Here is a 16,342-nt window from a genome sequence, read left to right as displayed (position 1 = left end):
CTAATGACACGAGGGCTACCAAATTTTCGCCCAAGGCTACGGCGACAACGCTGGCAGCGCCGTAAATGACCCCTAAACAGGATGCGTTCATGAGCTTTATTTCTTCGTTGACCCCAGCGCAAGTCGCTGCCCTGAGTACAACCACCATTGCTGGGCTTGCGACCCAGGATATTGCCGCCTTGAGCACCGCTCAGATCGCCCAGATGACCACTGCGCAGATCGCGGTCATCACCACACCGAACATTGTCGTGCTTTCGGCCGTGCAGGTACCGGCACTGACCACCGCGCAGGTCGTAGCTCTGACCACCGCTCAGGTCACTGCACTGAAAACCACGCAGATCGCTGCGCTGACGACTACGCAAGTCGCTGCCTTCGAAACGACGGATATCGCTGCGCTGCCCGTTGCCTCACTCGCCAGCCTGACCACCGCCCAGACCGCAGCGCTGACCACCGCACAGGTCGTGGCCCTCACCACCGCCCAGGTGGCCGCGCTGAAAACCACGCAAGTCGCAGCGCTAACCACCACGCAAGTGGCGGCCATGCAGGCCGTCGATGTCGCCGCGCTGACCACCGCCAGCGTCGTGGCCCTGACCACCGCTCAGGTCGCCGCACTGACCACTGCCCAGGTCGCCGCACTGACCCCGGCCCAGATCGGTGCTCTGGAAACCGCCGACGTGGCCGCCTTGACCACGGCTCAGGTAGTGGCCCTGACCACCGCCCAGGTCGCCGCGCTGAAAACCACCCAGCTCGCTGCCCTGACCACCACCCAGGTGGCGGCCATCGAAACCGCTGACATCGCTGCCTTGCCAGTGGCCAGCATCGCCGCGCTGACCACCGCGCAGACCGCTGCACTGACCACCGCCCAGATCGTGGCCCTCACCACCGCCCAGGTGGCCGCGCTGAAACCGGCCCAAGTGGCTGCAATGACAACCACACAAGTGGCGGCCATGCAGGCCGCCGATGTCGCCGCACTGACCAGCGCTGACGTCGTCGCCCTGACCACTGCCCAAGTCGCGGCATTGACCACGGCACAAGTGGCGGCTCTGAAGCCGACCCAGATCAGTGCCATGGAAACCGCCGACGTGGCCGCCTTGACCACGGTTCAAGTAGTGGCCCTGACCACCGCCCAGGTGGCGGCACTGACCACTGCGCAAGTGGCTGCCTTGACCACCACGCAAGTGGCGGCCATCGAAACCGCTGACATTGCTGCCTTGCCAGCGACCAGCATCGCCGCCCTGACCACCGCGCAGGCCGCTGCCCTGACCACCGCCCAGATCGTGGCCCTCACCACCGCCCAGGTGGCCGCGCTGAAACCGGCGCAAGTGGCTGCCCTGACCACCACCCAAGTGGCGGCCATGGAAACTGCCGATGTCGCCGCGCTGACCACCGCCAGCGTCGTCGCCCTGACCACCGCTCAAGTCGCGGCACTGACCACGGCACAAGTGGCGGCACTGAAACCGACCCAGATCAGTGCCATGGAAACCGCCGACGTGGCCGCCTTGACCACCGCCCAGGTGGTGGCACTGACCACCGCTCAGGTGGCCGCCCTGACCACCGCGCAAGTGGCTGCCCTGACCACCACCCAAGTGGCGGCCATGGAAACCGCTGATATCGGTGCATTGACCACCGCTGGTGTCGTCGCCCTGACCACTGCTCAGGTCGCGGCACTGACCACCGCACAAGTGGCGGCACTGAAACTGCCCCAGATCAGCGCCCTGCAGACTGTCGATGTCGCGGCGCTGACCACCGCCCAGGTCGTGGCCCTGACCACCGCCCAGGTGGCCGCTCTGACCACCGCGCAAGTGGCTGCTTTAACCACCACGCAAGTCGCGGCCATGGAAACTGCCGATGTTGGCGCGCTGACTTCCGCTCAGCTGGTAGCCTTGACCACTGCCCAGGTCGCGGCGCTGACCACGGCACAAGTGGCGGCACTGAAGCCGACCCAGATCAGCGCCCTGCAGACTGTCGACGTCGCGGCGCTGACCACCGCCCAGGTCGTGGCCCTGACCACCGCTCAGGTGGCTGCACTGACCACCGCGCAAGTGGCAGCCTTGACCACCACGCAAGTGGCGGCCATCGAAACCGCTGACATCGCCGCCTTGCCAGTGGCCAGCGTCGCCGCGCTGACCACCGCGCAAGCCGCTGCCCTGACCACCGCCCAGGTCGTGGCCCTCACCACCGCCCAGGTGGCCGCGTTGAAACCGGCCCAGGTCGCTGCACTGACCACCACGCAAGTGGCGGCCATGCAGGCCGCCGATGTCGCCGCACTGACCACCGCCAGCGTCGTGGCCCTGACCACCGCCCAGGTCGCGGCGCTCACCACCGCCCAGGTCGCGGCACTGACTCCGGTTCAAATCGCGGCTATGGAAACCGCTGACGTGGCGGCATTGACTACCGCCCAGGTGGTGGCGTTGACCACCGCTCAGGTGGCTGCCCTGACCACCGCGCAAGTGGCTGCCTTGACCACCACACAAGTGGTGGCCATCGAAACCGCAGATATCGGTGCATTGACCACCGCGGGTGTCGTCGCCTTGACCACGGCCCAAGTCGCGGCACTGACCACGGCACAAGTGGCGGCACTGAAACCGACCCAGATCAGCGCCCTGCAGACTGTCGATGTCGCGGCGCTGACCACCGCCCAAGTCGTGGCCCTGACCACCGCCCAGGTGGCCGCTCTGACCACCGCGCAAGTGGCGGCCTTGACCACCACGCAAGTGGCGGCCATCGAAACCGCTGACATCGCTGCATTGCCAGCGGCCAGCGTCGCCGCGCTGACCACCGCGCAGACCGCTGCCCTGACCACCGCCCAGGTCGTGGCCCTCTCCACCGCCCAGGTGGCAGCGCTGAAACCGGCCCAGGTGGCTGCACTGACCACCACGCAAGTGGCGGCCATGGAAACTGCCGATGTCGGCGCCCTGACTTCTGCCCAACTGGTGGCCTTGACCACTGCACAGGTCGCGGCACTGACCACGGCACAAGTGGCGGCTCTGAAACCGACCCAGATCAGCGCCCTGGAAACCGCCGACGTGGCCGCCTTGACCACGGCTCACGTGGTGGCCCTGACCACCGCCCAGGTGGCAGCACTGACTTCCGCGCAAGTCGCTGCCTTGACCACCACGCAAGTGGCGGCCATCGAAACCGCTGATATCGCTGCCTTGCCACTGGCCAGCGTCGCCGCGCTGACCACCGCGCAGACCGCTGCCCTGACCACCGCCCAGGTCGTGGCCCTCTCCACCGCCCAGGTGGCCGCGTTGAAACCGACCCAAGTGGCTGCACTGACCACCACGCAAGTGGCAGCCATGGAAACTGCCGATGTCGGCGCCCTGACTTCTGCCCAACTGGTAGCCCTGACCACTGCCCAGGTCGCGGCACTGACCACGGCACAAGTGGCGGCACTGAAACCGACCCAGATCAGCGCCTTGGAAACCGCCGACGTGGCCGCCTTGACCACCGCCCAGGTGGTAGCACTGACCACCGCCCAGGTGGCGGCACTGACCACCGCGCAAGTGGCAGCCTTGACCACCACGCAAGTGGCGGCCATCGAAACCGCTGACATCGCTGCCTTGCCAGCAGCCAGCATCGCTGCGCTGACCACCGCGCAAGCCGCTGCCCTGACCACCGCCCAGGTCGTGGCCCTCACCACCGCCCAGGTGGCCGCGCTGAAACCGGCCCAAGTGGCTGCACTGACCACCACGCAAGTGGCGGCCATGGAAACTGCCGATATCGGTGCGCTGTCCACCGCCAGCGTCGTGGCCCTGACCACCGCTCAGGTGGCGGCACTGACCACGGCACAAGTGGCGGCACTGAAACCGGCCCAGATCAGCGCCATGGAAACCGCCGACGTGGCCGCCTTGACCACGGCCCAGGTGGTGGCGTTGAGCACCGCCCAGGTGGCTGCCTTGACGACCGCGCAAGTGGCTGCCTTGACCACCACGCAAGTGGCGGCCATTGAAACCGCTGATATCGGTGCATTGACCACCGCTGGTGTCGTCGCCTTGACCACTGCCCAAGTCGCGGCACTGACCACGGCACAAGTGGCGGCACTGAAACCGACCCAGATCAGCGCCCTGCAGACTGTCGACGTCGCGGCGCTGACCACCGCCCAGGTCGTGGCACTGACCACCGCCCAGGTGGCCGCTCTGACCACCGCACAAGTGGCTGCGTTGACCACCACGCAAGTGGCGGCCATCGAAACCGCTGACATCGCAGCCTTGCCAGTGGCCAGCGTCGCCGCGCTGACCACCGCGCAGACCGCTGCCCTGACCACCGCCCAGGTCGTGGCCCTCACCACCGCCCAGGTGGCGGCGCTGAAGGTGACCCAGATCGCAGCCCTGACCACCACGCAAGTGGCAGCCATGGAAACTGCCGATGTCGGCGCCCTGACTTCTGCCCAACTGGTAGCCTTGACCACTGCCCAGGTCGCGGCACTGACCACGGCACAAGTAGCGGCTCTGAAACCGACCCAGATCGGCGCCTTGGAAACCGCCGACGTGGCCGCCTTGACCACGGCTCAGGTAGTTGCCTTGACCACCGCCCAGGTGGCTGCACTGACCACCGCGCAAGTGGCAGCCTTGACCACCACGCAAGTGGCGGCCATCGAAACCGCTGACATCGCCGCCTTGCCAGCGACCAGCATCGCTGCCCTGACCACCGCGCAAGCCGCTGCCCTGACCACCGCCCAGGTCGTGGCCCTCACCACCGCCCAGGTGGCCGCGCTGAAACCGGCCCAGGTAGCTGCACTGACCACCACGCAAGTGGCGGCCATGGAAACTGCCGATGTCGGCGCGCTGTCCACCGCCAGCGTCGTGGCCCTGACCACTGCTCAGGTCGCAGCGCTGACCACAGCACAAGTGGCGGCACTGAAACCGACCCAGATCAGTGCCATGGAAACCGCCGACGTGGCCGCCTTGACCACCGCCCAGGTGGTGGCGTTGACCACCGCCCAGGTGGCCGCTCTGACCACCGCGCAAGTCGCTGCCTTGACCACCACGCAAGTGGCGGCCCTGGAAACTGCCGATGTTGGCGCCCTGACTTCCGCTCAACTGGTGGCCTTGACCACCGCCCAGGTCGCGGCACTGACCACGGCACAAGTGGCCGCATTGAAACCGGCCCAGATCAGCGCCATGGAAACCGCCGATGTAGCGGCGCTGACTACCGCCCACATCGTGGCCCTGACCACCGCTCAGGTGGCGGCCTTGACCACCGCCCAAACGGCGGCATTGACCACCACGCAAGTGGCGGCCTTTGAAACCGCGGACATCGCCGCGCTGACAGTGGCCGACACTGCCAGCCTGACCACCGCGCAGACTGCGGCCCTGACCACCGCCCAGGTAGTTGCCCTGACCACCGCCCAAGTGGCGGCGCTGAAGGTGACCCAGATTGCAGCCCTGACCACCACGCAAGTGGCGGCCATGGAAACCGCCGATATCGGCGCGCTGACGTCTGCCCAGCTGGTAGCGTTGACCACTGCCCAGGCCGCGGCACTGACCACGGCGCAGATCGCGGCCTTCAAGCCGACCCAGATCAGCGCCTTGGAAACCGCCGATGTGGCGGCCCTGACCACCGCGCAGATCGTGGCGATCGAAACCACCGACATGGCGGCATTGACCACGGCGCAAGTCGCGGCACTGACCACGGCGCAAGCCGCAGTCCTGACCACGGCGCAACTGTCGCACCTGTCGATGACCCAGGTTGATTCGTTCACCACCGCGCAACTGCAGGCGATGACCGCCACCCAGATCGACGCGCTGGCCCTGTCCACGCCGCTGGTCCTGGACCTCAACGGCGATGGCGTGCAGACCACCCACCTGAGCAACGGCGTCAAGTTCGACCTCAATGCCGACGGCCACAAGGAAGCCACTGGCTGGACCGCTGGCGGTGACGGCCTGCTGGCACTCGACCTCAATGGCGATGGCCAGGTCAACGATGGCTCCGAGCTGTTCGGTTCCTCGTTCCGTCTGCCGGACGGTTCGTTGGCCAAGGACGGCTTCGAAGCACTCGTCAGCCTCGACAGCAACCATGACGGCGCGCTCAACTCGGCTGACCAGTTGTTCTCGGCGCTGCAAGTCTGGGTCGATGCCAACAACGATGGCGTCAGTGAAAAGGGCGAGATGCACACCCTCAAGGAGCTGGGCATCACCCAGTTCAATCTGGATGTGGCCAAGACCGCTGAGCTCAACCATGGCAACCTGATCGGTCTGGACAGCAGCTACCAAACCAGCGATGGCCAGAGCCATACGATCGCCGACGTCTGGTTCCGCACCGACGCCAATGGCAATCAGTCCCTGGACCTGACCAAGCTGGATTCGTCGAAAGTCGATGCCCACTCCCTGGGTGCCATCGATCTGTCGACCGATGGCGGCAAGGCCAGCGTACTGACCGTCAATGCAGAGACAGTCGCCAAGCTCGGCCAGGCTGGCCAGGTGGATGTGGCCAGCGGTGCCGCGGCACCGGTGCAGATGATCATCGACGGTGACCATAACGACACGGTCAACATCACTGGCGACAGTGGCCACTGGCAGGCGGCCGGAACCACCACGGTCGATGGCGCCAGCTACAACGTGTTCAACGACGGCGACGTCCAGTTGTTGGTCGCAACCGACGTGCAGACTTGGATTCACTGAGTTTCAGTGGTAAACCTTGACTGATCCGATACCGGGCTCGAAAGAGCTCGGTATTTTTTTATTGGAAGAGATCGTCGCGCAAATGCCTAGACAGAATCTTGAGAGCCCGAACCTCGATATCGTGCTGGCCGCAGCCCTGCAGCTGGCCGAGGGCGTCGCTCTGGAACCGATGAAGTTGCTCGAAACCGCAGACCGGCTCAATGGCGCGCAGCGCATCACCGATGTCGCTGCGCTCTACCAGCGCTGGCTGCAGCACTGCCATTCGTCGGTCAATTACATTATCCAGTTCAACCTGGGAACCACGCTGTCGCAACTGGGGCAGATCGAGGCCGCAGAGGCAGCCTATCGCGCCGCCATTGCCCAGAACCCGGAATTCGCCCAGGCGTGGTTCAACTTGGGGACGCTTCTGGAGCGTCAAAACAAACCGCAGGAGGCCCTGGCCATCTGGCAGTCGTTGCTCGATGACCGGCTGGTCGACGCCACGCAAAGCCGCGAGCTGTACCTGATGACCTGCAACAACCTGGGCCGCCTGTTCGAGGAAACCCGGCAGTTGCAGAAATCCGAAGCCATCCTGCGCACCAGTCTGGAAGTCGACCCGCATCAACCCAAGGTGATTCAGCACTGGGTGCACTTGCGCCAGAAACAATGCGTCTGGCCGGTCTATGAGCCACCGGCGGGCTTGACCCGTGGCGACTTGTTCAAGGCGTCCTCGCCCTTGGCACTGCTCGCTGGCAGCGATGACCCTGGCCTGCAACTGGCCGCCGCGGTGCACTTCGTCAAGGAACGGGTCAATGTACGGGTACCCGCCCTGGCTCCGGCCCAGGGCTATGGCCACCAGAAGCTGCGCATCGGCTTCCTGTCCTCGGACTTCTGCCTGCATGCGGTGTCGTTGCTGACGGTGGAGCTGTTCGAACTGATCGATCGGCAGCGCTTCGAGGTGTACGGTTTTTGCTGGACCCGCGAAGACGGCTCGCCCCTGCGCGAACGGGTCAGGCAGGCAATGGATCACTTCGTGCGCATCGACGCTATGGATGATGCCGCTGCCGCGCAATGCATCCGCGACCATGAGATCGACATCCTCATCGACCTGCATGGGCTGACGTCCGGGGCCCGTCCGGACATTCCGGCCTTCCGCCCGGCTGCGGTGCAGATGACCTACCTGGGCTTTCCCGGGTCGACCGGGCTGCCAGGCATCGATTATGTAATCGCCGATCGCTACCTGATCCCCGACAGCGAGAAGGCGTACTACAGCGAAACACCGCTGTACCTGGCGCAGATCTACCAGTGCAGCGATCGCCAACGACCTGTTGCGGCGCTGCCGACCCGCGCCGAGTGCGGATTGCCGCAAGACCGTTTCGTGTTTTGCTCGTTCAACAACAACTACAAGTTCAACGAAGAAGTATTCGACTGCTGGATGCGCATCCTGCACCGCGCGCCCGACAGTGTGTTGTGGCTGCTGGCCGACAACCCCTGGGCCCAGGAAAACCTCTGCGCCAGGGCCGAGGCACATGGCGTGAACCCGGCTCGCCTGCTGTTCGCCCCGCGGGTCGCACCAGCGCAATACCTGGCCCGCTACAGTGCCGCGGATCTGTTCCTCGATGCGTACCCGTTCAACGCCGGGACCACGGCCAACGATGCCCTGTGGATGGGCCTGCCGGTGCTGACCCGCTCGGGACGCACGTTTGCCTCACGCATGGCTGGCAGCCTGCTGACTGCGCTGGACCTGCCGGAGCTGATCACCACCACGCTGGCCGAGTACGAAGAGCGTGCCGTCGAACTGGGGACCCAGGCGGATCTGTTGCCCGGCTTGCGTGAGCGTCTGCACCAGGGCCGCGAGCACTCGGCGCTGTTCGACACCCCACGCTTCGTCAGGGATTTCGAGGACGCGATCAGCAGTGTCGCGCCTGGCCGGGTGTAGGAGCGAGCTTGCTCGCGATGGACTTGAGAGCGCCACGTTTAGTCAGTAAACACGCGTTATCGTTAACGACCATCGCGAGCAAGCTCGCTCCTACAGTTGATCAGTTGGTCAGAACAACCCCTGGACCTTTTCCAGCTCGTTGCGGGTCATCAGGCCGGTGTGGGTGTGCAGGTTGACATAGCTTTGCAGCATCGCCAGCTTGGTATCGAGCAGGTCACGCTTTGAAGAGAACAGGCGCTGTTGGGCGTCGAGGATGTCGACCGTCGAGCGCACGCCAGCCTCATAGCCTTTTTCCGCGGATTTCAGGGCGGTCTGGCTGGATCGCACGGCGGTCACCAGCGCCTTGATTTTCTCGAAGCCCGCCACCACCCCCAGGTAGTTGAGTTCGAGGTCCTCGTTCATTTGCTGGAGCTGGACCTCATAGCCGGACCGGGCACTCTCCAGGGCAGCACGGGCCTTTTCGGTAGAAGCGCTGACCCCGCCGCCCTGGTATATAGGGATATCGATGACGACGCCCACGTAGTAGGTCGACTGGCGCTGGGTCGTTTCGTTCAGGTCGCTCTGGCCGACCCGTGCGAGCCGGCCGCTCAGTGCTACGGTCGGGTAGTGCCCGGCCTTCTGTTGCTTGAGGTTGGCTTCGGCCACTTTGATCGAAGCACGGCTGATGCCCAGTGCAGACGCGGTCTGGTCGGCCTTGATCAGCCAATAGTCGAGGTCCTGCTCGGGTGCAAGCAAGGCGGCGGCCGGTGCCTGCTCTTGCATCTGCGGGATCTCGCTGACGGTAATCCCGGCGCGGCCCGCCAGCTTGCGCAGGGCCGCGCGATGCTGGGCCTGCAACTGAATTTCCAGGGCGCGGATCGAATCGAGCCGGGCTTGAGCCTCTTCAAGGTCTGTGATGCTGCCTTCACCGGCTTCGAACAAGCGTCGGGATTGCTTGGCCAATTCTTCGACCGAGGCTTTCTGCTGGGTCGTCAGCTTGAGTTCGTTTTCCACCTGGGCGAGATCGAAATAGGCCTGCACCACTCGATCGAACAACTCCTGGTCGGCACCTTCGTGCTGGACTCCGCCCAGTTGCCCACGCGCCTTGGCCTGTTCGTAGGAGGCCCAGCGGCCTTTGTCGAACAGCGGTTGGATAACCGACAGGGCAATGCTGTCGGAAGCGTACTGATCGTCCTGGCTATTGGTCGATGACTGGTGTTCAAACAGGCCACCCTGACCGTAGCGTGAGTTGATGGCGACCTGAGGCAGCAAGCCGCTGCGGCCGATAGCCTCTTCCTGGCGCGATGCCTCGTAGTCATGGTTGGCAACCTGGTAGGTCGCATCGTTGAGCCGCGAGGCGTCGTAGAGGGCGACCAGTGACAACGGCGCTTCAGCCGCCAGCAGCCGGCACGAGCAGAACACGGAGAGTAGCAAGGCGATACGTACGGACACGGTCATTCTTCCTTGAAAGCGCCAGCCATACGTTCGGTCACCGGCTGCATCAAGTAGTTGGCAAGGGTGCGTTCGCCGGTCTTGACCAGGACTTCAGCCTGCATGCCTGGCTTGACGTCCAGGCCCAACTCGCGCAGATGGATGATCGCCTCGGGACTGACCGAGACCTCCACCGAGAAGTAGGGCGAACCGCTGTGTTCGTCGATCAACTGGTCGGCCGACACCGTGAGCACCTTGCCGACGATCACCGGGGTGTGGATCCGTTGCAACGAACCGAAACGCAGATCGACCGGCAGCTCCGGCTTGAGCCGGTCGGCCATCATCGGCGGGAATTGCGCCTTGACCACCCAGCTGGAGCCTTGCGGGACAATGTCCATCAGGCGCTGGCCCGCGGGTGCGACGCCGCCGACGGTGTGCACGGTCATGCCCATCACCTGGCCGGCGACGGGCGCGACGATTGCGGCGCTGTTGACTTCGAATTCCAATGACTTGATCTGGTCGATCAGGCTCGATGTCTGCGCCACGACCTGAGTCAATTGCGACTCGGCGTCACTGCGAAAGACCTGTCCCTGTTGCAGCGCCTTGAGCTCGCTTTCATTGATCGCCTGGCGCGTGCGGCCGATATCGGAAACGCTCGAAGCCAATTGGGCGCCTAACTGCGCCGCACTGCTTTCGGCTTCGAACAGCCGGTTGCGTGGCAGATAACCTTCACGGGCCAGTTCCCGCAGCCCCGTGAGCGCCTGCTGCTGGAATTGCAGTTGTACGGCGTGGTTGCGCTTGATCTCTTCGAAGCCCTGGAGCTGTTCTTTGAGCGAGGCTATTTCGTGCTGGCTGATTTGCATGCGGCTGGCCAGTTCGGCACGGCGGGTGGCGAACAGATAGCCTTGCAGCTCCATCGCCGCGACGGCACGCGGGTCGCTGGCGCGGGCCAGCAATGCTGCGGACCACTGCACAGTGTCGCGGTTCAGGCGTTCGGCCATCAGCCGATCCTCGACGGCGCGAGCGCCGAGCCACTGGCCCAGGGCGACATCCAGTTGCGACTTGGCCTGGACAGTGTTGAGCTGCATCACTATCTGCCCCTGCTGTACCTGGTCGCCCTCACGTACCAGGATGTTGTCGATGGTGCCGCCGGTGCGCGACTGCACGGTCTTGCGTTCGCCGGAAACCACCACCGTGCCGCTACCGACCACACCGCGGTCAAGTGGCGCCAGGCAGGCCCAGAGCAGGAACCCGCCGAGGCCCAGGAGCAAAAACCACACACCGATCCTGGCAATGCCCGCGGCATCCGCATTGGGCTTGTTCTCGGGGGTCGAAATGTCGGTCGAACTGGCTTGCATTGACGCCTCAGGCTTCTTGATTACGGAGTTCGACGGCTTTTGCCGGCGTCGCTGGCACCAGGGTCTTGAGCACCTGGTCACGCGGGCCGAACAGGGTTTGTACGCCGTCCTTGAGGAACAACAGCTTGTCGACCGCGCCGAGAATGCTCGGCCTGTGGGTGACCAGCACCACGGTGCTGCCTTCGGCCTTGAGCTTGCGCACGGCCTGCACCAGCGCCGCTTCACCGGCATCGTCGAGGTTGGAGTTGGGCTCGTCGAGCACCACCAGAGCCGGCTGGCCATACAACGCGCGGGCCAGGCCGATGCGCTGCTTCTGGCCGCCGGACAACCCCAGCCCGCCAGTCCCGAGCAAGGTGTCATAGCCTTTGGGGAAGTGCAGGATCATCTCGTTGATACCAGCCAGTTGCGCCGCTGCGATGACCTTGCCTGCGTCCACCTCGCCGAAACGCGCGATGTTTTCGGCGATGCTGCCATCGAACAGCTCGATGTCCTGCGGCAGGTACCCCAGGTGCGGGCCGAGCGCTGCGCGCGACCACTGGCCGACCTCGGCGCTGTCCAGACGTACCGAGCCCTGCTTGGCAGTCCAGATGCCGACCATCGCGCGCGCCAGGGAAGACTTGCCCGACGCGCTCGGACCGATGATCGCCAGTACTTCGCCCTTGGCCAGGCTGATAGTCACGCCATTGACCGCAGGCTTGTGCATGCCCGGCGGGATGATCACCAGGCGGTCGATGCTAAGGGCCCCGGTCGGCGCTGGCAGGGGCATGCCTGGTGCGGTTTTGGGAAATTCGCCGAGCAGGCGGTTCAAGCGTTCGTAGCTGCTTTTGGCGTTACCCATCTGCTTCCACGAACCGATCAGCGCTTCGGCCGGCGCCATGGCCCGTCCCAGCAATACCGACACGGCGATCATCACCCCGGCGGAAATCTGGTTCTCGATCACCAGGATGGCGCCCAGGCCAAGGGCCAGCGATTGCCAGGTCATGCGCACAAAGCGTGTCAGCGCAGCGATCCGCGAACTGCGGTCACTGGCCTCACCCTGCTCGGTAATGACCCGCTGCTGCACGTTGAACCAGCGCTGGCGCAAGGGCGCGAGCATGCCCATCGCCTGAATCACTTCGGCGTTCTGCAAGGTACTGTTCACGTAGCTGGAAGACGCCACGGACAAACGGTTGGCCTCGCTCATGCTTTTGCGGGTGGTCATCTCGTTCCAGACGCCCAGCCCGGCAAGAATTAGCGAGCCGATGACAGTGAAACTCCCAAGCCAGGGATGGAACAGGAACGTCGCGATGACATAGATCGGCAGCCACGGCGCATCGAAGATGGCAATCAGTGCCGGACCTGTGACGAACTGCCGGATGCTGTTCAAATCGCTCAGAACCTGCGCCGGGTTGGAGCTGTGCTCCTTCAGGCTACGCTCGAACGCCGCATCGAATACCCGCTCGCCCAACTGAGTGTCCAGGCCGGCGCTCATCTTGATCATCACCTGGCCGCGCACCCACTCCAGCACACAGCCAAGGGCAAAGAACCCGAGCAAGATAAGGCTCAGCATCAACAGCGTGGTTTCATTGCGACTGGTCAGGACGCGGTCGAAAACCTGCATCATATAGATGGACGGGACCAGCATCAGCAGGTTGATCACCCCGCTGAACAGTGCCAACACGCCGAACAGCCGGCGATAACGTAGCAACGCTGCATCGATATCTCGCTGGGGATCTAGGAAAAATCGCATAAAGTCCGAAAGATGAAAAAAGCGTTGGGAAAGACGACGGTTATGTTGATGCCCGGGGGGGGATTGCGCGGCGGCGATGCTAGCACTTTGCCCCTTGTTAATGAACTGCTTGAGTCCAGTTGGCACCTTTACTCCATCGGCTTGAAGGAGGCGATCTTGAGTGGGTTTTCGATGGGCCGACGAGCAGTCGTCCGGGCCGGGTCGACACAGGCATGGGCAGGCATACGTCGTACTCTGAGGAAGTCGTCTTTGGAGCGTTCTCTGCGGTCATGTCCGCGAAGCGTGCGGGTCAAATCTGATGCAAATGACGGCTCAGATCGACTGCGTTTTTTAGATGAGGGGATGGGGGAATAGAAAGGCTTTAAGAAATAAAAAACCCGGCTTTGGGCCGGGTCTTTTATTTGCCAGTTTTTCTGGCTTGTATCTTCAGGCTAATGAAGTCTTTGGGTGCTGCAAATTCGATGGCGCGGATAATATCAAAATAATGCCGATTGGCAAGAGAAGCCCGGCATCATGGGTTCAAATCAGCGACAGATAGCACTTGAGAATCAATCGCATAATCTCTAAGCTGCGACGGCGTCAAGGAGGACGCCCCCCACCCTCGCACCCCGCAATTCCCCTCGGTTTCATCCCACTCTTGCGTGTAAAGTAGCCACCATAAAAATCATATTCAGGACCCGATTATGGCCGTGGCTAAATCTTCTTTCGATATCAGTGCCAATTTCGACAGCGGCAACATCCAGGTGATCGACCTCAGCGACCCGCTCAAGCCCCTGCTGGCGATCCGCCCGGACACCAAAAGCAACCATTTCCAGTGGTTCCACTTCAAGGCCAGCGGCCTGCATGTCGGCCAGGAACACTGGTTTCGCCTGAACAATGCCAGCCAATCCTCTTATAACAAGGCCTGGACCGGTTACCAGGCAGTGGCGTCCTACGATCACGTCAACTGGTTCCGCGTACCGACCATCTTCGAAGGTGACTGCCTGCGCTTCAGCCTCGAGGCCGAGCAGACCCACGCCTGGTTCGCCTACTTCGAACCCTACAGCCGCGGCCGCCACGACTGGCTGATCGAGCAGGCGCTGAGCAAGGCCGGTACCGAACTGCTGGCCACCGGCAAGAGCGTCGAAGGCCGCGACATCCAGTTGCTGCGTAAAGGCACTGGTGCTGAAGGACGAAAAAAAGTGTGGATGATTGCCCAGCAACATCCAGGCGAGCACATGGCCGAGTGGTTCATGGAAGGCGTGATCGAGCGCCTGGAAAAACACGACGACCCAGTGCTGAACAAACTGCTGGCCAGCGCCGATCTGTACCTGGTGCCGAACATGAATCCGGACGGTGCCTTCCACGGCCACCTGCGCACCAACGCCATGGGCCAGGACCTCAATCGCGCCTGGCAGAGCGCCAGCCAGGAAATCAGCCCGGAAGTCCTGTTCGTTCAGCAGCAGATGGAAAAGTACGGCGTCGATATGTTCCTCGACGCCCATGGTGACGAGGAAATCCCTCACGTGTTCACCGCCGGTTGCGAGGGCAACCCCGGTTACACGCCGCGGATCGAAAAGCTCGAGGAGCACTTCCGCAGCCACCTGAAGCACACCACCAAAGACTTCCAGACCAAGTACGGCTACACCCGCGACGAACCGGGACAGGCCAACATGACGCTGGCCTGCAACAGTGTGGGCCAGAAGTACGACTGCCTGTCGCTGACCCTGGAAATGCCGTTCAAGGATCACGACGACCACCCGAACGCGGAAACCGGCTGGTCGGGAAAGCGCTCGAAGCAACTGGGCAAGGATGTGTTGACCACGCTTGCCGATATGGTCGATACCTTGCGCTGATTCGACTACAACGACAGAGTGACGTGGCCTGACAGCAGGCCACGTCACTCACTTGAGCATTTATGGTGTTGCAACAACGGAATTGCTCGACGGTGAAACCAGGCCAATAAAACTAACGGCCTTAACCAAGTACAGCGCCTCCCCGAAGATATTGGTTGTGGTAAAAGTTAACGCCGTAGTGTCTCCAATTTTTGTTGGCATAGGGCCCCCAGTAGAAAAATCCACGCTGTATATTTCATATCGAACAGCTTTAGGTGATGCGTTCCAGCTAAAAGTAATCGTCCTGGCGGTTGACCCCACTTTGGCAAAGTTTTCTGGGGCGGTTGGCGGGGTCTGGGGTGGAGCGTAAGAGGATAACCGCATAGCATTTTCGCGCCAGACACGCGCTGTATCGGCGGTGACAGCGTTGCCTAACGGCAAACCGTACTGATCGATGACGGCCGGTGTCGAATAGTAAATTGAGTTTGGGCCGTGACATAAGATACTTCGCGATTTCCCATTAAAATATCCAAAACGATAATTGTTCACGCCATTAACATTGCAGTGATTACTGCCTGCATTGTGACCAATTTCGTGAGCGAATATATAAGCGCCATTCGATACACCGATAGCAGAACCACCAGGCGTCCACCCCACCCCCAGTGGCCCCCCTGGTACAACATAAGCAAAATTTCCGTACGTAACGTCTGGCTCAAACTTGGCCATACCCTCGGCAAAAATTGTACGTAATTTCCCGAGGGTTGCAGTTGCAATGGGATAATCATCTTCAACTATCTGAATACCAACCAGTCTCAATGAAATGTTGTCCACCAAGGAATTGCGCAACATCATATTGACCAACTCTATCTTGGCCAACGCATCGGCATGCGCATCGCCGCCTGCTCTAATAACTCCTGCCTTGGAATACCCCATCAGTACATCTACAACAAAATGCTCTGACTTAGTTGAATTCACAGATGCAGTAGCGACCTGTTCATTCGGATTGGGAACAGCGTCTTCAATATCGGTTTTAGCCTCAGGCTCCGGAATAAAATGACTTACCCCCTTACTATCGACATGTAAGGAGCCGAATTGTCCCGGCTTATTGATCAATGCTGTCAAGCTTCCGTCAGCCGATCGAACAGTGACCAAAGAACCCTCGAATTTGTCCGGCAACCGTAGCTTGCCACTCTCAACGGTATACCCATCAATGACCTTTGAACTCGAACGTTCGAAAACCGCTGGCGCAATCAAATCCGCATACAACTCCGCTGTCGATTTACTCGCAACATTCTCGACAACCCGTTTTTTCGGTTCCGCGGAATCAGTCGTCGGCGGATGTGCACAGGCTCCGAGTATCAAAGCCAAACACACTAACGACAGCCCGGAAAAAGCGCGTCGCATGGAACCCACACCTGCTGTCTTGGACATGGCCCGTCTCCCGGAATGGCACGATCAGTGCTCTTCGACTGACCCCGTTCGGGATCACT

The 16,342-nt window shown here is 62.3% G+C and carries 7 protein-coding genes; 3 read left to right on the top strand and 4 right to left on the bottom strand.

The genetic code is table 11. From position 1 onward, the window contains the following. Positions 1 to 89: 89 nt before the first annotated feature. Positions 90 to 6,623, top strand: coding sequence for a hypothetical protein (locus KGA88_RS03910; RefSeq protein WP_223589095.1), 6,534 nt, complete (start codon positions 90 to 92; stop codon positions 6,621 to 6,623). A gap of 82 nt (positions 6,624 to 6,705) precedes the next feature. Further along, on the top strand, positions 6,706 to 8,541 hold the full coding sequence (locus KGA88_RS03905) for a tetratricopeptide repeat protein (RefSeq protein WP_223589093.1): 1,836 nt from the start codon (positions 6,706 to 6,708) through the stop codon (positions 8,539 to 8,541). Positions 8,542 to 8,649: 108 nt separating this feature from the next. On the opposite strand, the gene KGA88_RS03900 is transcribed toward KGA88_RS03905, so the two are convergent. Genes KGA88_RS03900 through KGA88_RS03890 form a run of 3 tightly spaced genes read right to left on the bottom strand, consistent with a single transcriptional unit; the run spans position 8,650 to position 13,038 of the window. Continuing rightward, the gene (locus KGA88_RS03900) at positions 8,650 to 9,978 is read right to left on the bottom strand and encodes a TolC family outer membrane protein (RefSeq protein ID WP_110660279.1); all 1,329 of its coding nucleotides are present in this window, start codon (positions 9,976 to 9,978) and stop codon (positions 8,650 to 8,652) included. Continuing rightward, positions 9,975 to 11,309 (bottom strand): HlyD family type I secretion periplasmic adaptor subunit, encoded by a 1,335-nt coding sequence (locus KGA88_RS03895; RefSeq protein ID WP_223589091.1) that lies wholly within the window; start codon positions 11,307 to 11,309, stop codon positions 9,975 to 9,977. Before KGA88_RS03895 ends, KGA88_RS03900 begins: the two co-directional genes overlap by 4 nt. Positions 11,310 to 11,316: 7 nt before the next feature. After that, the gene (locus KGA88_RS03890; RefSeq protein WP_110660277.1) at positions 11,317 to 13,038 is read right to left on the bottom strand and encodes a type I secretion system permease/ATPase; all 1,722 of its coding nucleotides are present in this window, start codon (positions 13,036 to 13,038) and stop codon (positions 11,317 to 11,319) included. A gap of 683 nt (positions 13,039 to 13,721) precedes the next feature. Between KGA88_RS03890 and KGA88_RS03885 the strand changes: the two genes are divergently transcribed. Next, complete coding sequence (locus tag KGA88_RS03885; RefSeq protein ID WP_110660276.1) at positions 13,722 to 14,873, top strand: M14-type cytosolic carboxypeptidase; 1,152 nt, start codon at positions 13,722 to 13,724, stop codon at positions 14,871 to 14,873. 60 nt (positions 14,874 to 14,933) lie between these two features. Here the strand turns inward: KGA88_RS03885 and KGA88_RS03880 are convergent, their stop codons facing one another. Then, a complete protein-coding gene (locus tag KGA88_RS03880; RefSeq protein WP_223589089.1) occupies positions 14,934 to 16,283 on the bottom strand; it encodes a hypothetical protein in 1,350 nt (449 codons plus the stop codon). Between the last annotated feature and the right edge of the window lie 59 nt (positions 16,284 to 16,342).

This window comes from Pseudomonas sp. A-R-19, from assembly GCF_019956575.1.
GTDB lineage: Bacteria > Pseudomonadota > Gammaproteobacteria > Pseudomonadales > Pseudomonadaceae > Aquipseudomonas.
The sequence above is the reverse complement of the archived record's forward strand: the minus strand, read 5'-3'. Positions and strand labels throughout refer to the sequence as shown.

Excerpts from the sequence above, each read along its gene's own strand:
- KGA88_RS03910 (WP_223589095.1), top strand. The coding sequence starts at position 90 with ATGAGCTTTATTTCTTCGTTGACCCCAGCGCAAGTCGCTGCCCTGAGT.
- KGA88_RS03905 (WP_223589093.1), top strand. The coding sequence starts at position 6,706 with ATGCCTAGACAGAATCTTGAGAGCCCGAACCTCGATATCGTGCTGGCC.
- KGA88_RS03900 (WP_110660279.1), bottom strand. The coding sequence starts at position 9,978 with ATGACCGTGTCCGTACGTATCGCCTTGCTACTCTCCGTGTTCTGCTCG.
- KGA88_RS03895 (WP_223589091.1), bottom strand. The coding sequence starts at position 11,309 with ATGCAAGCCAGTTCGACCGACATTTCGACCCCCGAGAACAAGCCCAAT.
- KGA88_RS03890 (WP_110660277.1), bottom strand. The coding sequence starts at position 13,038 with ATGCGATTTTTCCTAGATCCCCAGCGAGATATCGATGCAGCGTTGCTA.
- KGA88_RS03885 (WP_110660276.1), top strand. The coding sequence starts at position 13,722 with ATGGCCGTGGCTAAATCTTCTTTCGATATCAGTGCCAATTTCGACAGC.
- KGA88_RS03880 (WP_223589089.1), bottom strand. The coding sequence starts at position 16,283 with ATGTCCAAGACAGCAGGTGTGGGTTCCATGCGACGCGCTTTTTCCGGG.